This is a genomic window from Erysipelothrix enhydrae (assembly GCF_035066605.1).
Lineage (GTDB): Bacteria > Bacillota_I > Bacilli_A > Erysipelotrichales > Erysipelotrichaceae > Erysipelothrix > Erysipelothrix amsterdamensis.
In genome coordinates, this window is record NZ_CP125807.1 from 836055 (window position 1) to 857939 (window position 21885).

Consider the following 21885-nt stretch of genomic DNA (forward strand, 5'->3'; position numbering starts at 1 on the left):
GTGTTGGATGTTCGTATATTTTTTTATAAAAACAATGAGGAGAAAAAAATGGACAAAAGAAATGAACATAGAATCCTAAAATGCTTAACCATATTTGTACTGTCGATTGGACTTGTATTTAGTCATGCACGACCAATTTATAGTGATACTCAACCCGTAATTGATTTTGTAAATACTACAGGTGAGTCTGAAGTTATTTCGATGACCGAGTCAAAGGAATATAAAGCTACAGTAATGTTTGAGGGGAAAACACCAGAGGAGCTTAAAACATTGGCTGAAACTGCGTCATGGACTTTGACACGGGAAGAAGGGGGCCAAAATGAAGAAGATTTTCCATATCAATATTTGGGAGCTCCCTTAGATGAATGGACAGTCTTTACAACTAAATTTACCACTACGGGAGATCCTTTATTCAAGGATATTAAAACAGAGGTAATTCCAGGAGGACTACAGTTAACGTTTAAGAATGTGTTAATGTTTGGTGTGAATGGAATAGATGGACGTGAACGACCATTAATCCGAAATGCACTCCTAGATTACACAGGGACTTATGACTTAAAACTGGTAGAGGGCGACCAAGTCTTAGCGACCACTCCTGTTTTATTTAAACCGTATAACAGTTACACACTTTATAGTGAAATCGATCAACGACTGGCAGACCTTGCGGCCTTAGCTTTATCAAAAGGAATTCACGCGGAAGTACGTGAATTTGGCCAAACTGCAATGGGAAGACCTATGAATGCAATCTTTATTGCGGATACGGCTGAGACGCTTTCAAATCATATTGCGTTAAATGAACGCGCCGAAGCAGATCCACAATCAGTGATTCAAGATATTGAATCCGGAGCCATTGATTATAAAGTTCCGATTCTCTACAATAACATTCACTCCGATGAAAATCCGGGAATCGATGCAATTATGGAGTTTTTATCGGTAATGATTGAAAATGCTGATGGAAGTGTTGAATACCGTCGTATTAATGGATTAACTTCTGAAGGGAAAGCACAAGTCGAAGCGGAAAAAGCGAGCAGAGGTATTAAGTGGTCTGAACTCATTGAGAATGATGTCACCGGTGTGGGTTATATCCGGGATGGCGTTCAAAGTGAAGAACACCCAGACAGTACTGATGCAGCCGCAAATTTAAGTGAAGAACAACTTGCGAAATTCTATGAAATGGAGCAAGTAGACTTAAACATTAAAACGATGCTTGAGGATGTCTTCTTCATCGTCGTACCTGCTGAGAATGCGGATGCGGCCGCAACAAATGTCCGTACCAATGGTAATGGGTTTGACCTAAACCGTGATAATACATATCAAACACAACCTGAAACCCAAGCAATGGCGCGTCTTATTTCGACGTGGAACCCTGTGAATCTTTATGAAATTCATGGTTTCTATAACCAATTCCAAATTGAGCCTTGCTCACCAACACATGAGCCGAATGTGGAGTATGATCTTTTTATTGAAAATGCACTGGCTCAAGGAGAGGAATTTGGCGGTGTTGCCATAACAAATAATAAATCAATTAACAGTTTCCAAATGCCGATGCGTGATTATTTAAAAGCAAGCGATAAAGGTGGTTATGAATGGGAACCGTTTGACGATATGTCTTCAAGTTATACTCCACAATATTCAATGTTACATGGTGTGGTAGCTTATACCGTTGAAGTACCGTATGGAAATGAAGATGCAACCCAAGCTGTTAAGTATGCGTTATTAAACAACGGTCGTTATGTGGGAATGCATAAGAAAGAATTCTATACAAATCAACTTAAAGGTTGGGATCGTGGTCATAAAAATATTGATGCGGACGAAATTCGTCCATACTACGTAAACCAACAAGATGAAAAAGGCGCAGAAGCAGATATCTTCCGTGCACGTTATGAAGAAAATAATAATTTCTTCCCAGAGTATTATGTAATTCCAATGGAACCATCCATGCAAAAAAACTTGCATGCTGCAACTGAAATGATGGAATATTTATTACGTAATGATGTTAAGGTAAAAGTGCTAGGCAATGAAGTAGAAGTTAAGGGAACCAAGTATCCTAAAGGAACCATGCTTGTTGATTTGCATCAAGCAAAACGAAACATGGCCAATGCTGCCCTCTACAATAACATTGTCATTAAAAATTGGACTGACCTTTATTCAGAACCACTTACTGCGTTTTCGGAATTACGTGGTTTTGATATGGATGTGATCACCCAAGTTGGTGCATTTGAAAGCGCAGAGTTTTCATGGCTTGATGCAGCACCTGAAACCACAACGCATGTTGATGGTAAGGGTGAAATTGTGATTCTCTCTAATAACAGCGTCGCTTCGATACAAGCAATCAATGAGCTGCTCAAGTCTGAAGAAGCAGTTGGATTTATAACATCAGGTGATCATAATGGAGACTTTGTAATGTCTGATGCAACATTTAATCTGATAGAAGATTCTTATGTACTTCAAGCAACACGAACCAATGCTATGCCTAAGGCTCAAGTTATCACAAAATCCGCAAAACTTTATGTACCAGGTGCTGCACCAACATATGCAGTGAAAAAAGATACGGGTGAGCCTTACGGTCATACAAATTACACCAATCGTCTTAATACAAACCTCAACTGGGATTATTATGTTTGGGGACAAGAACTTGGTTTTGACTTAACACGAGATCTTGATGAAGCAGATATTGTGATTGGGAATCGTTCATTACGTGAGGATGAACGTAATGCCGTAAATTCCGGAAAATCCTACATTGGATATGGGGGATATGCGCTCGATTCACTTGAGAAAATGGGCTTGGATATCGAAGCAAATTACGACATGAGTTATGATGCACTCACAACAGTTACGTATCCAGAATCCAGTTACATAACATCGAAATATGCTCAAGATAACGATTATATTATGTATGGTCACGGTGGAAACAGCATCGTTAAAGCACCAGAAGGATCAAAAGTACTCATTAAAACAACCGATGAAGAACCAATTGAAGGCTTTATGTCGCAAGAACACATTGATACATATAAAAATTCAATTCAGGCCATTGAACTAAAAAATGATACACATGACCTTTTAATCTTCGCAAACTCGATTACAAACAAAGCACATCAAAAAGATGATTATCGCTATGTGACCAATGGAATATTCACAAAATATTTAGGCGATACGATGAACATTGATGTTAAAGCACCGGAGCCAGAACCAAAACCAGAACCAAAACCAGAACCAAAACCTGATCCTAAGGTTACTTTAAAACTTACAGGATTACCGGATAAAGTTCGTGTCGGCGATGTTTTCGTTTTAACACCAAGTAGTGATGACCAAGAAAAAGGTGAAGGATGGGTATATGATGATGTATTCTTCTCCGCAACCTTCAATAGTCCTGCAACCTTTACCGCATTAAAAGCAGGTACCACAACCATCACGTATACAAATAAAAAAGGTGAGAAAACAGAACTACCAATAACAATCTTAGAAAAAGAAGCAGAAAAACCTGGTGGTAAATTACCTGGAACGGGTGTTACACCAACTCAAACTGCAATTTATGTGGGAATTGGAGTCGTCCTCATTGGAGGTGTCTTCTACTGGTTCTCAAAAAAGAAAAAATAAAGTAAAAAAAACGAACATGAATCAACATGTTCGTTTTTCTTTTAAAAATTAGATGTTTTTTGCGGCAGCGAGTGCTGCTTCGTAATTCGGTTCTTGTGCCATTTCGGGAACTATTTCTGAGTAAACAAGAACACCGGCTTGGTCGATCACAAATATCGATCGTGCAAGTACTTCAAATTCAGGAATCCAAATACCATAAGCGTCTGCAAATGAATGATCTTCATCTCGTAGCATTTCACTATCAATGCCATTGGTTGCACACCATGATGCAAACTCTTCTTTAGTATTATTAGAAATATTCACAATTGTTACATCTTCAAGCTCACTTGCAACTTGGAAGAAATGACGCGTCTGTAAATCACAGATACGCGTGTTGATGTCGGGGAAGACACTAAGTAAGACAACTTTTCCTGCAAGTGTTTCCGTACCTACATAAACATCCTCTAAATTCTTAAGTTTAAATGCCGGTGCTTTTTGTCCAATAACAGGAAGAGACCCTGCTAAAGAAGTTGGAACTCCTTTTTTTGTAATTTCCATATCAATCACGCTCCTTATATCTATTATAGAATTAAAGCGTGTTGCTTGCATCTTGTATGCTTAAAGTTGTGCCAATGGTCCTAATTTATGCTATTCTTAAAGGAAGAAAAAGGTGATGGATATGAAGAAAATACCCGTAATAAAAAATGAACAATTAACACTTGAGGTACTGGACCTTACATTTGAAGGGTTTGGTGTGGTTAAGAAAGATGGTTTTCCAATCTTTGTGGAAAATTCAATACCGGGTGAAACCGTAACAATCTCTGTCACAAAAGTGACCAAACGCTATGCTTATGGTCGTATTATAAGCATTGAAAATCCATCACCCAAACGTGTAGCATTGGTTGATAAAGTTGGAACACGCATTGGTACCATGCCGCTTCAACACATGGCATATGATCTTCAATGTGAGTATAAACAGAATCAAGTTAAAGCAACCTTAGGACGTGTGATTGATCTTGAAGGTGTTCCAGTCCTACCAACACTTGGAATGGAAAATCCATGGCACTACCGTAATAAAGCAACCATACCGGTACAATCCGTTAAGGGCGTAGTAGAAACGGGATTTTTTAAACGGGGAACGCATGAACTGATTCCGGTTGAAAATTTCTATATTCAAGAAGAAGCATTGGATAAAGCAATCTTGGTTATTCGTGATTTACTTCGTCATTTTAAGATTGAGGCTTATCAGGAAGCAAATCACACAGGGTTAATTCGAAATATTATGGTCCGACAAGGACACTACACTGAAGAATTAATGGTTGTTTTGGTTACAAATGGTACGGAACTTCCTTTTGAAAAAGACATTGTGAATTCGATCGTAGAAGCTTTACCCAAAACGGTAAGTATCGTTCAAAATATTAATACCAAACAAACAAATGTAATTTTGGGAAGCAAACAAAAAGTTCTTTTTGGAGAAGATCTATATCATGATCAACTTTTAGGGAAAACATTTAAGATTTCTTCGAAGTCTTTCTTCCAAATTAATACAAAACAAACGGAAGTCCTTTACCAACAAGCTATTGAAATGGCAGAGGTTACAAGCGATGATGTTGTTGTTGATGCATATTGTGGGATTGGTTCGATTACCTTAAACCTAGCAGACAAAGCGAAGTTTGTTTATGGTGTTGAGATTGTGGAAGACGCAATTATTATGGCGGAGGAAAATGCGAAATTAAATCACATTGAAAACGTGCAATTTGAAGTGGGTGAAGCTGAAAAAATTATGCCAACGTGGGTTAAAGAAGGCATTGAAATTGATGTATTGGTGGTGGACCCACCGCGTAAAGGTCTTGATCCTTTATTTATTGATGCCGCAATTGCTTCAAAACCTCGTCGCATTGTCTATGTAAGTTGTAATCCAATATCTCTTGCGAAAGATTTAAGATCGTTCATAGATGGTGGTTATCGTGTTGAAAAGGTACAACCTGTAGACATGTTCCCTCAAACGACACATGTGGAAACAATTGTATTGCTCATCAAATAGTAGCGAAGAAAAAGAGTGAGACGCAAATTCGAGCGTCTCACTCTTTTTTTTATTTCAAGATATCATTTAAGGACTCAGTGATTGTAGGATGTGTATAAATACGATCACGCAAGACACGGTAATCGAGTTTTAAATCCATGGCAAGTGTTATTAAGTTAATCATTTCATGGGATTCAATCCCAAAGAGAGAAGCACCAATGATTTGATTTGTGGAACGGTCAATTAGGATTTTAAAGAGCCCTTTTGTATTACCACTCACATGTGCTTTCGGGATGGCGCTTAGAGGTTGTTTAAACACCTGGTAATCGATGTTTTGTTCGAGAGCTTGTTGTTCAGTAAGCCCAACTCTTGAAAGTGGTGGTGTGATAAACAGGGTATAGGGTACAGTCGTTCGATTTTCAGTTGTGCGCTGATGATCGCCAAAGAGATCATCTTCCACAATGCGGAAATCATCAAGTGAAATATAAGTAAACTGTTGTCCACCTTTCACATCACCTAAGGCCCAAATATTGGGTGCAGTTGTTTTAAGGTGTGCATCAACGATAATTGCCCCACGTTGATCACGTTTGATATCCGTATGTTCGAGACCTAAATCATCAGTGTTTGGCTTACGCCCGATTGCACCAAGGATTTTAGAGGCTCTGATACTGTGTAGTTCATCTTGTGTAATATAAGTTACCAAAGCATGGTCTTGGTAATCATCCACAGCGCTAATCGTTACGCCCATATTAATCGAAATTCCCATATCTGTAAGCGTATCATAAATCGTATTTGCGATATCGCGATCTTCACGTGGAAGGAAAACCTCTTTTTCATCGAGAATGGTCACATTTGCCCCATAAGCTTTAAACATTGAAGCAAATTCTAAACCAATATATCCAGCTCCAATAATAACCAAATCTGAAGGAAGCGCATTTAGGCTCATCGCTTGCGTTGAATCGATGAGATACGAACTGTTTTGAAGCATTTGTGATGGAGGGGGAACGGGAACAGATCCTGTATTAATAAAAATCCGTTCAGCTTCGATATGATACGTTTCCATCGCATCGCTTGCAACTTCAAGAATTGTATTTGAAACAAAACGAGCTGTTCCATCTACAACGGTGATGAGTGGGTTATCGTTAAGCATGTAATAATTTTTATTTCGAAGAAGGGAAACTGTTTGGTCTTTTGTACTGACTGCATCCGTAAAAGGGATGTGAGTTTCACTACCGCGAATTAATGCTTTTGAAGGAATACATCCAATATTAATGCATGTGCCACCATACATCTCGGGTGATTTTTCAATTACTAAAACTTCTTCCTTCTCAGAAGCAAGTTTTTTTGCGAGCGTTTTACCGCCTTTTCCAAAACCAACAATAACATTCTTTACTTTTTTCATGGGGACCTACTTTCTTTATGAAGAACCAGTTTCAAGAAAACAAACCCGGTTCTTTTCAATCACTTTGTATATTAAATATAACAAATTCTCCACAAAAAATTCCAATCATTTGCGCACATAAATAAAACAACTTAAACGAAAGATATGTATTTAGTAAATTTCAGTATCCTTAACGTCTAATGTTTACCTGTTTAAAGTTGATAGTCATCATAGATTTAACTATAATGATTAATGAAAGCGTATACAGGAGGGGAATATGAAAAAAAGTAAATATCGCATGGTTATGACACTTTTATCAGTTAGCCTAGCGATTCCATTGTTACCAATCACAAAAATTAGTGGGGACAACTCTATGAAAATCATCTCAGTAAATGATTATGGTGCGGATGCATCAGGAATGAAAGAAAGTGGCCCGGCTGTAACTAAAGCACTTGAGGAGGCAAAGGAATATGAAGGACCGGTCGAAGTTCAGTTTGATCCAGGAACATATCGTATAACCAAAGAGTTTGCGCAAACGCGGGAAATCCACACATCCAATACAGACAGTGTTGATTTTCCAACCAAACATATTGGACTTTTAATCGAAGATAACCATAATCTAACACTCAATGGTCAAGGGTCACAAATACTTTTCGAAGGGAATATGATGGCTTTGGGTGTTGTGAAATCTTCAAATATCAAAATACATAATTTATCATGGGACTTTTTAGTTCCAACAACATCCGAAATGACTGTTTTTGATTTCGATACTGAAAATAAAACCGTCGATTTTTTTATTCCGTCCTATTTTAATTATGAAATTCAAGGAAATTCGATCCAATGGAAATCAGAAATGGATTCAAGCGGAAATCCGTATTGGACGGAACGTAATGGTCACCGCAATTATGGAATTCAAGTTAAATATCCTACAGAAATGATGGGACGTAGCTATTATGCGAACCAAGACCCTTTTCATGGTGTCTCAAACATCGAAACCTTACCCAGTGGACTTTTACGCTTTACCTACAACACAAAGCCGCAAATCGATCCGGTATTGGGTATGAACTACCAATTGCTATCCAATACTGAACGCAGTACAGCCGGTGCGCTCGTGTGGGAGAGTAAGGACGTAACATTTGAGGATGTTAAGATTTCATATATGCATGGATTTGGGCTTCTTGTCCAGATGTCTGAGAATGTTTATTTTAATCGTTTAAGAATGGAAACAGATATTGAGACTGGAAAAAACACTTCAAGTTATGCCGATGGCATTCATGTATCAGGTTCAAAAGGAAAAATTGAAATCACCAATTCATTTTTCAATAATACCCATGATGATCCTATTAATATTCATGGAACGTTTACTCGTGTGGAAAAAAGAATATCCGACACAACCTTACAACTAAATTATATTCATAAACAGCAGGGTGGTTTTCCACAATTCTATCCTGGAGATAAGGTAGTCTTTTACTCTCGTGATACCCTCGAATCCAAAGACTCAGAAAAAGAGTATACCGTCAAACGTGTTCAAGGGCCCAATACGAATGATCCGCGCAAGATGGTTGTGGAATTTGAAGAAGCGATTCCAAGTTATGTGGATGATAAAATTGGAAATCAACCGAAATATGTTGCGGAAAACATAACATACACACCGGAAATTCTTATTAAAAATAATGATTTTAAAAATGTATTTACGCGGATGATTCTTGTTACGTCGCGAAAGAAAGTTATTATTGAAGACAATCGATTTGATGCACCGACCATGCCAACCTTGTTTTTCTCTAATGACTCGGATGAATGGTATGAATCTGGTCCTATTCGTGATTTGGAAATACGAAATAATACCTTTAAAATTCGATCACTTGGAAGAACGTGGTGGAAGTACGCACCCGCGATTTACTTCCATCCTGTTACAAAAGGAGGGAACTTTCCATCCGCGGAGAATCCAATCCATAAAAACATTCTTATTGAAGACAATACATTCTACTTAGAAAGTGATGGGGTACTCCGAGCAGAAAGTGTTGAGAACCTAACATTTATAAATAATAAAGTACTTCGACTTAACCCAGAGATTAAACTCCATCTTGATGGAGATGAAACAATTGCTCTTGGGAGTGAACATCCACTTCGTCTTGAAGCAAATGGAAATCAAGTAGAGGGTTTAGGGATATTACCAAATGGTCCAGAGAATAATTCTGGATCTGTAGCGAATGTATTAGAATTTAAGAACAGCAAAAATGTGCATGTAGAAGGTAATACCTATGATGATGGACTCAAAAAAAATGTTCTCATAGAGGGCATGCAAGATCATCATTATGAAATTAAAGATAAAGATTTAAATATCTTAACGAAACGTGAAAATAAGAAGCCAACAGAACCTGTGGGTGATATCTATTATGTATCGACCCATCCTGACATTGTGAGTGTGGATGGTGATGGTATCATTCGTGCACATCAAACAGGAAAAACCGATATTTATGCTTATACCGTTTGGAACGATACGATCATTAAATCAAACATTAAGTCAATAACTGTTGATGAATCAAAGACTCATAATCTAAGTGTGAAGAATCCCATTATACAGATTAACCCTTCCAGTGAACCGCAATTCCTTATTATTGATGGCGTATCGATTCGTCTATAGGACTTACACATTGAAAGTTTAGATGAATCGATCATCACATTTGAAAATGGAATCGCAAACATTAAGAAAAGTGGTATTGCGAAAGCATCCATAAGCCATGAAGGGAAAGAAGGACTTGTGTACTTCGTTGTGGATAATCCTGAAGATCAACTTGTTTTAAATCCACAAATCTCTGTTGAAGATCAAAATAAAGGACTAAGTCTTAATTCGACATCATTTTCCATCGATCGTGAGAATGGTCAAGATTTATGGGGGAAAGATAACCGCTTATCCAATCTTGTAGGCATTGATTTAAACACCGTTAATGACGGGAAGCGGGTGATTGTTGCGACATTGGATGGATTACCCTTACGTGCTTCAAACAGTTGGGATTCGAGTTATATGTTGCTTATGAAACAAAATCAAGATGGGTCCTTAGACCGTGATAATTATGTTTCAGTTGGAAAACGCGCTCATGCAGATGGAATTGGGTTTGTACAAGAGATTCATGGACAAGGAAAAGAAGCCGCAACCAACACGATTGAGGATAATTTTACAGTCAAACAAACTTTTGCACTGGAGCACCTCAATAACAAAATCAACGCCTATATTTTGAAAGATGGAGCATTTAAACTCATTCATACATTTGAAAATATTGAACATCTCGGTGAGAGTCCAGTACTAGCCTTTGCAGGATGGGGTAATACACAAAATAATCGCAGGTTTGAAGTGAGTGATCTTAAAATATATAACGGGTCGCTTTTGGATAGTGGCGATGTAGAACCCCTTAAGATACAAATTCCAGATTCGAATTCGTATGAACTTGAATCCGTCGAGATTTTGAATACAGAGGCAAACTTGTATCGCGTTAAAACGAATTATGAAGGAAAAACGCATGTATTCGTAAGAAATCAAGAGCAAATAAAATATGTGGATAAAGATATCATTCACTTACATGATGGGAAAACATATGATATTGATGTAATCCATGAGGCATCAAGTGGTAAATTCTCAAATCGTATCCACCAAACTTATACAACTCAAGACGGCGAAAAGTATGCGTCAATTCATAATCAAAAACTTGAAGATCAGATGATTCTCACAATTCCTGAAGATCTTCTTGAATTATCTTACATTGATTTGGACGGGAAATTGCAGGCGGTATCGATCGAAAATCGTGATTCAATTATACTTGATAACAAGCACGTTTATCTCAATAAAGTTAATTCGAATGAAGTTGAACTTCAAGATATCGAAGCATCCTTTGGAACTGTTGATTTAAACCATCATGACTCGTTTATTTATAGTGATCGTGAGAATACGCTCGAACTTAAAATCAAAGCCAATGTACCAAATGAGAATATTACTGTTGTGAATGAAGACCACGGAATAATTAAAACTGTTGATGAAGTGGGAAGCGTACATTTAGACATTTTTAACGGTGTAACCAGCTATCATGTTAAAGCACTGGCAGAAGATGGGATTACAATCGATACGCATGTCATACATATACTTCGCAATGCTCCAATTACAAAAAATATAGAGAAAATTGAATTAGGAGAAGAATTAATTCAACTCGATACGAAAAAAATTGATTTTAAACATAAATATCAACTTAATGATTTAAAGGTAAGTGCAGGAGATTCGATCATCACTACAACATTTTATAATGTTCCCCGCGAAAATCTAAATCGTAAAATGACTCCTTCGCAAGATGTAATTATGAAGGTTACATTCGAAGATCATCGCACGGTAGTCTATAAAGAATTTGAAGCGATAAATATTCCAGCAAGTTTAGAGCTGAATCAAATTAATGGTTTGATTGAATTGATAGAGACATTAGTAAAGAGTGATTATACTTCTGAAAGTTGGAATGCACTGGAGGTTGTCTTAGTGAATGTACAGGCATTATTGAATCAAAAGGACATAACACAAGAGGATGTCGATGAAGGATATCTTAACTTAATGGCCGCATTCAAAAATCTTGAAGTGCATAAAGTGGACAAACCAACGGATAAACCAACGGATAAACCAGCGGATAAGCCAACGGTTAAGCCGACAGATAAACCAACGGATACACCCGAAAACAAAGAATCAAATTATACTACAACGGAAAATTATTTACCGCTTACTGGTGTACCGTCAAAATTCGAATCAATTTTACTTGTTGGCTTAGGAATGGTATTTATCACAATAAATCGTCGTAGAGGATAAAGGTTAGCCTATGACATGAATTTCCTCACTTTATTTGATATGATTAAGACAACATATCTTAATATCAGATATAAAAGGAGTTTATTATGGGAATGAATAAAGAATTTAATGCCGTTAAGGAATTTCACGAGAAATTTGGACATCCAGTAAAAGATGAGCCTGTAATGATGGATGCAGATCGCGCAGCGAAACGTTATGCATGGATGCTTGAAGAAATTAATGAATTTATCGAAGCGGAAGATATTGTTGAACAGGCAGATGCGATGATCGATACAATCTATTTTGCTTTAGGAACGCTTGTAGAGATGGGAATTGAACCAGAACCACTCTTTGAAATTGTTCAACATGCAAATATGAGTAAGCTTTGGGAAGATGGTAAACCACATTACAATGAAGATGGTAAGACCATTAAACCTAAGGGTTGGGAAGACCCTCACAAGAAATTAGAAGATGCGATTGAAGCAATGAAAAAATAACACAGATATCTGTGTTATTTTTGTAGGAGGTTATAATGACAAAGCGAATTAAAACAACAAAACAAGAGATTGCGGATTATTGGGCTTCCCAAATCGATGCGCTGAACTTGACGGTATCTTCGAAACAAGCGGGTACACACTGTTGGCGATGTGGTGTAAAAAAACGTTTAGACCGATGTCATATTCTTGCGGAGTCTTTAGGCGGATTGGATACGCCATCGAATTTTGTATTGCTTTGCAAGCATTGTCATATAGATAATCCCAATATCAGTAATCCTCAAATCATTTGGGATTGGCTGAAGGCATATGCCGTAAGCTCAGAACACGTGTATTGGTTTGAGCAAGGGCTTCGCGAGTACGCATATATTTATAACGAAATCATGGATCGAACATTAGTCGATTCGAAGTTGTTTCAAGAATGTTTTCAAGAACAAATGAAGAATGTATCCCACCATTTTGGACAACCCCGAAATAATCCTGCGACGATCGCAGGTGCCATAAAATTAACGATGGATGAAATAAATAAGGACCGCTAAATGCGGTCCTTATTCTTGAAATAGATTATGTTCGTTTTGCGACAAAATTGCATCTCGAAGCCGAATTTGTGCAGCTTCCATTTTATTTAAATTATTGTCTTTCGCAAGTGTTCGTATTTCATCTTTGATCACATCTAGGCTTTCTCCGGTAATCCGTGAAATCTCTTCTACAAAGACTCTTAACTCAGATTTGTAGGGAACAGGTTGTGATTGCTTCCAACCAATGTAGCTTAAAGAACATAAATTAGTAATAATTAGAAATACAATTAAATAGTTTTTTTTCATGCTTACAACATCCTCTCGGCATAAGTTTATAGATTTTCACTTAAATTGAAAAGGTTTGAAGCAGCAGTTTCTACGAAAAACAGGGATTTTAGAATAGAAACAAAGAGTTTGTTAAGAAAACGCTGATTGGAGCATGACTTTCACAATTTTATTTTAATGAAGATAATACATCCTTATAAATTCGATCAAAGGGTGTTGCTGCTTTTAGGTCTTCAATAACTTTTTGTGCAGCTTCTACATGATCAGTTATAATTCCAGTAACTTCCATGGTTAGGTATAAATCCATACGATCTTCTTCGTTTACAGTCCAAACGAAAAGGTCTTTATTGTAACGTTCGATATCATTTAATGTACGAGAAGAAATAGAGGAATCTTCGATAGAATAAAAATCGACATCCAATCGTTCTAATCCACCAATATTTAAGCCAAGTATATAACCAGTATACGTATCGGGATACAATTCTTTAAGTTTAAGAATTGCGGTTTTATCAAGTGATTGAAACGCGGTCACAGGACGCATTTCATATCTGTCGAGCGTGGCGATCATTTTCTCGATAAAGTCATCTTGATCATACTTTGAGGTTTTAAGTTCAACCATAAGCGGTTGGTTAAGTTTTTTTGCTTCCGCAACATATTCATCAAAAGTTGGAATTCGACTTTCGTATCCATTGTGGACTAAGGTTACTTTCTGAATTTCCTCAAGTGTAAGAAGATGAATGTTGTCAGATTGTTTGCTGAGGCGTTTTAACGTATTATCGTGAAACACAATGAGATGTCCATCTTGTGTCATTTGAATATCCATTTCAACGTAGTCGGGCTTGTATGTACTTGCAATTTGTAACGATTCAAGTGTGTTCTCAATTGCTTTTACAGATTCACCACGGTGTGATACGACTTTGGTCGAGGAAGTCAAAGCGTCGCTGGGTGTATTCAAGTAAACGTTAACACCAAATACAATAAAGACAACAACCATAACAATATTGACAAGGAGATGATGTTTTTTAGGTGCAAAGTTTTTCTCCCGTAAATAGGGTTTTTCGCCCAGAATCTCATGATATGCAACGACTATAGCCTGTAAGGTAAAGATGCTTGAGTACGAAATCGTGAATGCTAGAAAAAAGAAAATCATGGATACAGAAAGTGCTCCAGTAATTTTCGCAACCTGAATCTTTGTGTCGGGTACTAAAGCCATGGGGATCGAAAGAAGGAAAACTCCCGCAATCGTAATCGCAGACGTTAATAAGGTAATTACCGTAACGAGTTGAAATATTTTGAAACTTCTTTTTTTGGTAAGGTTCCAACTCTCTTTTGCAGACTCTATAAAGCTAAGTTCATCTCGAGTGATGAAGATTACAGGTGTGAAGAAAAGCCTAATATTTAAAATAAAGGCTAACACAATAGCTGAAGTATATGCAATTAAACCTGCAGGGTTTTCTAAAACAGCATCGACAACAAATCGAGGTAAGTGTACATTGGATGTTATATTTGTTGTGAGGCCGATATTAGCGTTAGGCATGATTAAAAATATATAAACTAATATGAGTAAAATTTGCGACGAAAAAATTTTTCGTAGCGGTTTAATAAAATCGTTTTTTCCCAATTTCCGATTTTCATAGGGACGATTCGCAAATTTTATAATTACAGTGAGTTGAAATAAAATAAAAATCGCGATGAGTAGGACACTCATAATTAAGAATACAAGTGATGTAGGACTTCCTAATAGTTCCCAAAAATTCTCGTTTGTAATCCCGATGATGTTTGCTCTAAAAAGTGCAATTTTAAACACACGATCTGCAATCTGCTTAATTAATAGTAGCGACATTGATTCCGCGAGGATAATAATAAGTACATAACGGAATGTGTCATCTTTGATTTGAATAAAACTTTTCTTAAGTGTCTCAATTATTTTAAATGTTTTCATAAAAATCCCCTTTCGCTTCTATTATATGAGAGATTGCTACTAAAACCTATTAAGACTCTCTTAAGAAAAAAAGAAAGCGCGTTACGCTTTCTTGCAAGTACAGTTATCTTGATCACAACCACATGAAACAACGCAGTTACAGTCAACGGAATCAACAGATTTTTTATCGCTCAACACATCCAACAACATTTTCTTATCTTGGTGGGAGAGATCATAGTGATCTATAATATTTCGCAACGTATTCCCAACTTCTTGAGCACAAATTGAATCAAATGCTTCCATGATTCGACTCTGCGTTCCTTGTTTCTCAGTCATTGTAGGACGGTAGACATAAGCTTTACCTTCAGTATCCGCTTTAACATAACCTTTTTTCACCAAACGGCTAATCAATGTTTTAGTTGTTGCAGGTTCCCAATTTTTAACGTGTTTAAAATGGTCGGCAACCTCACGGCTTGTGGCATGATCTAATGTCCACAATACGCGTAATACTTCCCATTCTGAATCTGATACCAATTTCGTGTGTTTCATCGAATCACCTCTACAATTAGATTACATTTGTAGTCGATATAAGTCAAGGTAAATGATTAGGCTTTGTATGAAAAAAAGTTTAATTAAAATTACCACTTATGCATATAAATACCACTTAAGCAAACTGCATTTACAAGCGTTTATACATTCGATAAATTTGTGGAGAAAGATATGAGGTGATCGAAGTGATATTTATTGCCATGTGTATTAAAACAGAAAAAAATCGAGAACTTGTGAAAAAAGTGGTGACGCAATGTAGTGAGATTTTGTTGTTACCAATTGTTGCTGATTCTGTTCGGAAAGTTGATCAACATTATCAAATTGTGATAACAGATCATTGTTTCGCGCAATCGAAACATTTAGGATTAGATCAACATGTAGTGTATCTTGATGTTCCTAGGGTGGATGATGTCCTTAAACATACTTACCATATTCCGTTTTGTCCGAATAAACTTTATCAATGCTTGTTGACGATAATTCAGGAGCACCGTCCTTGGTCAGATTGTATTGTGATAGATGGAAAACCATCACAACGTGTCTGTGCAGAGGATATTTATTATGTAGAAACAGAAGGTAGGAAAATTGCAGTAGTAACTAAAAATGGGAGATTTTATAGTAATCGTATCTTTTCGATTTGGGAAAAACTTTTATCACGATTCGCATTTGAACACTGTTATCGAGGTATCATGGTCAATTTAAAATATGTAAGAGCTGTGTCTTCGAGTTTGCTTTTTTTAAACGATGGTACGCGTTTACCAATATCAAGGAGACGCTATCAACGGTTCTATCGAAACTATAATCGATTAAGAAAACAATAAGAAAGATGAAAATAATTTAGAAATCGTTTAAAATAGAGTTAAAGGAAGTGAGGCGTGAGCTCATGGATATTTTAATTCTTGGTCTGGGGACGATCGGAACGCTTTATGGTTCCTTGTTTTCTCGTGCCGGTCATAATGTTGAACATTTCCTTCGTGAAGGAAAAGAACATGTCGATTGTGTTCATGTGAAGTTACTTGATGGAAGACTTAATCCAAAAGGAAAAGAACTCTCCTACGACTATAAAATTAATCCATCAACAAAAAAAGAGTATGATTTTATTTTTGTCAGTGTCTCATCGGGTAATCTAAAGGAAGCAATGGATTGTTTAAGAAATGCGAAAATTCATGGAACCGTATTACTATTCACTGGAGTATGGAAAGACCATAAGCGCCTGGATGAAATTATGGGTTTCTACAATTATATTTTAGGATATCCTGTAGGTGGTGGCTCAATGGATGAGGACGGAGTTCTTAAAGCAGTTGTTAATGAATATGTTATGATTGAGTCGAAATCACATGCTCGCATTCAAAACTATAACCTTATGATGTCCCTATTTAAAAGTTGTGATATAACATTTGAGATTCCACATGATATGTTGGAATGGATGTGGGTGAGGATGTCCGTAAGTGCAGCGATTGTTTCTACCGTGGCACTTTATGGAAATCTTAGTTTCCCAGGACCCTCTGTTGAGTATGTCATGACAAATAGTAAGGCATTAGCTCATTGTATACGTACAATACGAGAAACACTGTTAATCGCTCGTGGAAGAGGGATTAATATGAATCATTTTAAACAAGAAATTTTACCGTATAAATTTCCTGCAGGAATTTCTGGATGGGGAATGAAAGTAAAGTTTAAAACAAGTCGTATTGCACGGGAGTCAATGAAGAGACATAATAACATCGATGATTTAATGTATATATGTTATGAGGTTTATCAAGAAGGAAAACGTCAATGTGTACCGATGCCACACTTCACAGAAAATATGCAAGCGATGCTTGTGAAACTTGAAGAACAGGAACATATTGATCAATCTTTATACAACCACATTACCAATTTCTAAAAAAGACCACATTCAGCTGATGTGGTCTTTTTAGAAATTACTGGAAGAATGCGATTAATGAATGATATAGAAAATCAATGTTATCTTGTTTTGATAACGGATAATTTTCAATCAAAAATGAAAGATTAGATAATAATGAATAAATTAACTTTGTGATGATTTCAGTATCAAATACCCAAGGATTCGCAATGGGCATATCTTTAAAGACTTCTTTAATATTCGTAAGAACAAAACCTTGTAGATCTTCTAAGCTCTCAGCATTCATTCCTCGAACTCGTTTAAAATGAACTCCAAGTCCATGTCTTTTTTCGGAGTCGTAGTATAAAACCTCTAGACGTTTACGAAATTTTGCGTTAAAGTCGACCTCTGTCGTAATGCAATTTTTTAAACGAGCAAATGTATCAGCCCAACTTTTATGCACTACAGCGGCATATAGTGACGCTTTATCGCGATAATAATTATAAAGCGTACCGACGGCTATGTTTGTTTCCTTAGCAATCATCTTCATACTTACATCTTCATAGTCGTGTAAATAAAAAAGATGTTCTGCACTCGCAAATATTTCTTCTTCAATATTATGTATTATCTTTGGCATAAGTTCCCTCAATCCTTGTAAATATAACACAAGCATACCATAAATGAGCTTAGAATATCATTAGATTTCATTGACAATGATAATCATTATCACTATAATGGATATATAAGGCAAGTGCCCTATACTAGGAGGATATATATGGAAAACAACAGTACATTCCCATTGTTGGGAGAAAAATTTCCTACATTAAATGTGAAAACCACTCAAGGTCAAATGACTTTACCGGATGCATATGAAGGAAAATGGTTCGTTCTATTTAGTCACCCAAGTGACTTTACACCTGTGTGTACAACAGAGTTTATTGGATTTGCGAAAGCTGCCGATGAGTTTAATGCAATTGGAGCAGAATTAATTGGTTTATCAATTGATGGTGTTCATGCTCATATGAAATGGATCGAATGGATTGACGAACATGCAAATGTTAAGATTCCATTCCCAATTATTGCGGATGAATTAGGACGTGCAGCATCACAACTTGGTATGCTTCACTCTGCAATGGGTACAAACACAGTTCGTGCAGTCTTTATTGTAGATGATAAAGGTGTGCTAAGATTAACAATGTATTATCCACAAGAAGTCGGACGTAGTATTGATGAGATACTTCGTGCTACAAAAGCACTTCAAACTGCAGATAAATATAGTGTTGCAATCCCTGAAAACTGGCCAAATAATGAGTTTATCGGTGATCACGGTATTGTTCCACCTGCATCAACAATCGCAGATGCGGAAAAACGAAAAGCACAAGCAAACGAAGGCGATACAGAATACCTTGACTGGTGGTTTGTTCATAAACCAATTAAATAAGTCATTATAATAAAAGAAACGAATTCCCATTCTTAATTAAAGAAGAGGAATTCGTTTTTTACTTTTTAAATATTAATAATTTTATTAATTTCTGTGTGCATCGATTCCGTCAAACATATTTTTAAGACGTAAATGCAGGAATTTAACTTGAGTTTCTGTTAGTGCTACTGGAGGTTTGTGACCATCAACAGTACCTAGATGTGTTTGAATTTTTCCATCTTTATCAATCGCAACAACAAAGGGTACATATCCATTTGAACGTAGTGCCTCTGGAAGTTTCTTATCCCAATCAGATAGTCGTTTTTTCAAGTCATCGCTATTACTATATTCAGAATTTTGAACATCTAACATCATGATTTCAGGTTTGATTTCAATGCCTTGTTCTTTATAGCTTGTTTCTAAGTCTGTTATTACGGTTTCCATTTCAGGTACCAATGCAACACACCATGGACAGTCAGCATAACCAATGTAGTAGATGCCTTCTTTAGAATCTTCCAAATTCTTAATAATCGTTTCCGAATCAGCTGTTACATAATGGTGATCTTTCTTGGTGAAACCTTTATAATCTTTCATGAGATTATTTGAGGTGCAACCGGTTAATACGAAAATTGAAACGAGTAGGACAAGTAATGTTTTTTTCATAATGACCTCCTTAGTCTCTTAAATTATAGAACTATTTTCAAAAATTGCAAGATAAACATAGCGTATGTATATGTTAAGTATGTTGTTAGAAAAGGGATTTAGGTGTGGTATAATTGTATTTAAGTAAGGCAGGGATTTATATGACATATTTTAAATGTCCGAATTGTGGACAAGCATTGGAAGAACAAGGTCGTTCATACGTTTGTTCTAAGGGTCATCAGTTTGATCGGGCCAAGAGTGGTTATGTAAATTTGCTCATGTCACAGCAAGATAAGACGAAACAGCATGGCGATGATAAGCAAATGGTTCGGGCACGAAGAAATTTTTTAGATAAAGGTTATTATGCGATGTTGTTGGAGCAAATTCAATATGTCTTTGATCAGTTTTCGTGCAATCATATCTTGGATGCTGGTTGTGGTGAATGTTGGTATACCGAATCGTTACTTAAGCCTAGACGAACGATTTATGGTGTTGATATTTCTAAGAATGCCGTTGATTTAGGATCAAGACGAAATTGCGATTTAACGCTCGCTGTTGGCAGTACCTTTGATTTACCGATCATGAGCGATACCTTTGATGGGTGTTTATCTGTTTTTGCGCCATTTAAAATTGAAGAAATCTTAAGGGTATTAAAAGAAGATGGCATTTTTATTCAGGTATTTCCACTTGCAAATCATTTGATGGAACTCAAAGAAATTGTTTATGACAAACCTTATGCAAACGATGTTGATGTGAAAATGTATGAGGGATTTCAATTGCTCGATGTGATGCAAATTAAAGGACCTATCGAGATTACATCGACAGAGGATATTTTAAATGTTTTTGCGATGACACCGTATGCACATCGTACACCTAAAGAAAATATTGAAAGACTGACGCAGTATTCACACCTAAATGTGGGCTTAGAGTTTGGTCTTGCAATTTATAGAAAAGAGACATTATGAAAAGACCTCAATTTATCGAAGAGTTTGTAGTGAGCAATGCTCGAGTGCTATTTTCGGAATTAAAACGTAATACACGGTATGAATCATGTTTGATTTATCAAGATCACGCATTAGTAAAATGTGAACAAGTTTGTTTTAGTAAATGTGAATTTGAGATGGATGCTTGTGATCGTGCAGAGTTTTTAGATGTCGTGTTTGACCGTTGTGACTTAAGCAATCATTCTCTACAAAAAAGTTATCTTTATCGATGTGAATTTCTTTCATGTAAGTTAATGGCCAGTGAAATTTATGACAGCAAAGTTAAAGATGTCGTTTTTAAAGATACGCTAATGAATTTTATGAATTTATCACAATCAAGTTTTGAGAATGTTTTGTTTGATGGATGTCGACTTAATGAGTCGTCGTTGATGATGGCAAAGTATAAGAATATGAAGTTTAAGAATTGCGAGCTAACGGGTTTAAATCTATCCGATACACGCTGCAACGCTTTAGATTTAACCTCTTGTACATTTGATACGATTGTATATTCACCATCACTCATTAAAGGAATGCGCATTCGTGCAGATCAAGCGAGTGCGTTGATTGGTTATCTGGGTCTTATTATTGATTAACGAAAGGTGGTATTAAATATGAGTTTTATATCTTCGCTTTTTAAAACAAGAACACCTAAACATGTTTTAGAGGTTCGCAATCAAAAAGAATTTATAAATTATTTCTTAGATCTATTGCCGTTGTTAGGTTATGATTCGATTCAAGTTCCCGAATCAAAATATGCGCATGGCGTCAATGTTGTTGCAAAAAAAGATGGGATGCGTTGTGCATTTAAAATCGTATTTAATCCTAAAGAAGTAGGGACAGAGCCGATTTCAGAACTCGCGGCTGCATTAGTGTTCCATAAAGCAAAAATTGGTATAGTTGTTACAAACGGTGCGTTCATTGAAAAAGCAGAGCAATACTCAAACATTAAACGCATCAATCTCTGGGATGTTTATCACTTGGATAAGTTAGAAACAAGATTAAATTTATAGGAGGCTTTGATGAAGAAATTAGTGAATAAAGCTGTGAAAAAGGCGAATCGTAAACCATCAATGTTTTTGGCGGCGGGATTAATCGTAACCAATATTGTTCTTATGGCAATTGTTAAAGAAGGCTCTAAAAATGAAGAGGCGTAAGACGCCTCTTTTTAATGACTTGGTTTGTTGACTTTTAGTGATGTTTCAACTATTATTTAAGAAAGCGATGATAAGAAATAGTAGAAAATTAAAATAGCTAAGAGAACTGATGGTTGGTGCGAATCAGTGTATTAAGATTTTTGAACTCATCTTTGAGCATAATTTCTGAATCAGTAGGAAATTACGTCCCCTGCGTTAAAGGATTGAGAGTCTATCGAATATCGATAGGAATTAAGGTGGTACCGCGAGCAATTCGTCCTTTATAGGTACTTTTTTTTATGTT

At 36.4% G+C, this 21885-nt stretch carries 20 protein-coding genes and 1 other annotated feature; of the genes, 13 read left to right on the forward strand and 7 right to left on the reverse strand.

The features are described 5' to 3' along the window. Positions 1-48: 48 nt before the first annotated feature. Positions 49-3597 carry an LPXTG cell wall anchor domain-containing protein gene (locus tag LLS04_RS04135; protein ID WP_323612096.1) on the forward strand — a complete coding sequence of 1183 codons (3549 nt, stop codon included), beginning with the start codon at positions 49-51 and terminating at the stop codon, positions 3595-3597. A gap of 48 nt (positions 3598-3645) precedes the next feature. Here the strand turns inward: LLS04_RS04135 and tpx are convergent, their stop codons facing one another. After that, positions 3646-4134 carry a thiol peroxidase gene (gene tpx, locus LLS04_RS04140; RefSeq protein WP_323612098.1) on the reverse strand — a complete coding sequence of 163 codons (489 nt, stop codon included), beginning with the start codon at positions 4132-4134 and terminating at the stop codon, positions 3646-3648. Between the two features lie 121 nt (positions 4135-4255). On the opposite strand from tpx, the gene rlmD reads away from it, so the two are divergent. Continuing rightward, a complete protein-coding gene (gene rlmD, locus LLS04_RS04145; RefSeq protein ID WP_323612100.1) occupies positions 4256-5620 on the forward strand; it encodes a 23S rRNA (uracil(1939)-C(5))-methyltransferase RlmD in 1365 nt (454 codons plus the stop codon). Positions 5621-5669: 49 nt separating this feature from the next. Here the strand turns inward: rlmD and LLS04_RS04150 are convergent, their stop codons facing one another. Next, a complete protein-coding gene (locus LLS04_RS04150; protein ID WP_323612101.1) occupies positions 5670-7001 on the reverse strand; it encodes an FAD-dependent oxidoreductase in 1332 nt (443 codons plus the stop codon). A 256-nt stretch (positions 7002-7257) separates the two neighbouring features. On the opposite strand from LLS04_RS04150, the gene LLS04_RS04155 reads away from it, so the two are divergent. From LLS04_RS04155 to LLS04_RS04170, 4 genes are all read left to right on the forward strand, one after another. Further along, positions 7258-9624 (forward strand): alpha-1,3-galactosidase-related protein, encoded by a 2367-nt coding sequence (locus LLS04_RS04155; RefSeq protein ID WP_323612102.1) that lies wholly within the window; start codon positions 7258-7260, stop codon positions 9622-9624. Positions 9625-9741: 117 nt separating this feature from the next. Beyond that, a complete protein-coding gene (locus LLS04_RS04160) occupies positions 9742-11817 on the forward strand; it encodes a PT domain-containing protein (protein WP_323612103.1) in 2076 nt (691 codons plus the stop codon). 86 nt (positions 11818-11903) lie between these two features. Then, positions 11904-12293: a pyrophosphohydrolase domain-containing protein gene (locus LLS04_RS04165; protein ID WP_323612104.1), complete on the forward strand. Its 390-nt coding sequence runs from the start codon at positions 11904-11906 to the stop codon at positions 12291-12293. 35 nt (positions 12294-12328) lie between these two features. Next, positions 12329-12829 carry an HNH endonuclease gene (locus tag LLS04_RS04170; protein WP_323612105.1) on the forward strand — a complete coding sequence of 167 codons (501 nt, stop codon included), beginning with the start codon at positions 12329-12331 and terminating at the stop codon, positions 12827-12829. 9 nt (positions 12830-12838) lie between these two features. Here the strand turns inward: LLS04_RS04170 and LLS04_RS04175 are convergent, their stop codons facing one another. From LLS04_RS04175 to LLS04_RS04185, 3 genes are all read right to left on the reverse strand, one after another. Beyond that, a complete protein-coding gene (locus tag LLS04_RS04175; RefSeq protein ID WP_323612106.1) occupies positions 12839-13114 on the reverse strand; it encodes a hypothetical protein in 276 nt (91 codons plus the stop codon). Positions 13115-13262: 148 nt separating this feature from the next. Continuing rightward, positions 13263-15035 carry a glycerophosphodiester phosphodiesterase gene (locus tag LLS04_RS04180; protein WP_323612107.1) on the reverse strand — a complete coding sequence of 591 codons (1773 nt, stop codon included), beginning with the start codon at positions 15033-15035 and terminating at the stop codon, positions 13263-13265. Between the two features lie 81 nt (positions 15036-15116). Beyond that, complete coding sequence (locus LLS04_RS04185) at positions 15117-15563, reverse strand: CopY/TcrY family copper transport repressor (protein WP_323612109.1); 447 nt, start codon at positions 15561-15563, stop codon at positions 15117-15119. A gap of 176 nt (positions 15564-15739) precedes the next feature. Here LLS04_RS04185 and LLS04_RS04190 point away from each other — a divergent pair, with 176 nt between their 5' ends. Continuing rightward, positions 15740-16381, forward strand: coding sequence for a LytR/AlgR family response regulator transcription factor (locus LLS04_RS04190; protein WP_323612111.1), 642 nt, complete (start codon positions 15740-15742; stop codon positions 16379-16381). A 62-nt stretch (positions 16382-16443) separates the two neighbouring features. Then, entirely contained in the window at positions 16444-17445 is a 1002-nt protein-coding gene (locus LLS04_RS04195; RefSeq protein ID WP_323612112.1) for a ketopantoate reductase family protein, read from the forward strand. A gap of 37 nt (positions 17446-17482) precedes the next feature. On the opposite strand, the gene LLS04_RS04200 is transcribed toward LLS04_RS04195, so the two are convergent. Next, the gene (locus LLS04_RS04200) at positions 17483-18040 is read right to left on the reverse strand and encodes a TetR/AcrR family transcriptional regulator (RefSeq protein ID WP_013852509.1); all 558 of its coding nucleotides are present in this window, start codon (positions 18038-18040) and stop codon (positions 17483-17485) included. Between the two features lie 138 nt (positions 18041-18178). Between LLS04_RS04200 and LLS04_RS04205 the strand changes: the two genes are divergently transcribed. Beyond that, positions 18179-18844 carry a peroxiredoxin gene (locus LLS04_RS04205; protein WP_003775812.1) on the forward strand — a complete coding sequence of 222 codons (666 nt, stop codon included), beginning with the start codon at positions 18179-18181 and terminating at the stop codon, positions 18842-18844. Positions 18845-18928: 84 nt separating this feature from the next. Here the strand turns inward: LLS04_RS04205 and LLS04_RS04210 are convergent, their stop codons facing one another. Beyond that, positions 18929-19486: a thioredoxin gene (locus LLS04_RS04210; protein ID WP_323612113.1), complete on the reverse strand. Its 558-nt coding sequence runs from the start codon at positions 19484-19486 to the stop codon at positions 18929-18931. 140 nt (positions 19487-19626) lie between these two features. Between LLS04_RS04210 and LLS04_RS04215 the strand changes: the two genes are divergently transcribed. The 4 genes from LLS04_RS04215 to LLS04_RS04230 are packed head-to-tail and all read left to right on the forward strand — an operon-like array spanning position 19627 to position 21602. Continuing rightward, the gene (locus tag LLS04_RS04215) at positions 19627-20430 is read left to right on the forward strand and encodes a putative RNA methyltransferase (RefSeq protein WP_323612114.1); all 804 of its coding nucleotides are present in this window, start codon (positions 19627-19629) and stop codon (positions 20428-20430) included. After that, complete coding sequence (locus LLS04_RS04220; RefSeq protein ID WP_003775809.1) at positions 20427-21041, forward strand: pentapeptide repeat-containing protein; 615 nt, start codon at positions 20427-20429, stop codon at positions 21039-21041. Before LLS04_RS04215 ends, LLS04_RS04220 begins: the two co-directional genes overlap by 4 nt. A gap of 18 nt (positions 21042-21059) precedes the next feature. Beyond that, a complete protein-coding gene (locus LLS04_RS04225; protein WP_323612115.1) occupies positions 21060-21458 on the forward strand; it encodes a restriction endonuclease in 399 nt (132 codons plus the stop codon). Between the two features lie 9 nt (positions 21459-21467). Continuing rightward, positions 21468-21602, forward strand: a complete 135-nt coding sequence (locus LLS04_RS04230) for a hypothetical protein (RefSeq protein ID WP_003775807.1) — start codon at positions 21468-21470, stop codon at positions 21600-21602. 58 nt (positions 21603-21660) lie between these two features. After that, positions 21661-21866: a binding site (T-box leader), on the forward strand. Positions 21867-21885: the final 19 nt, after the last annotated feature.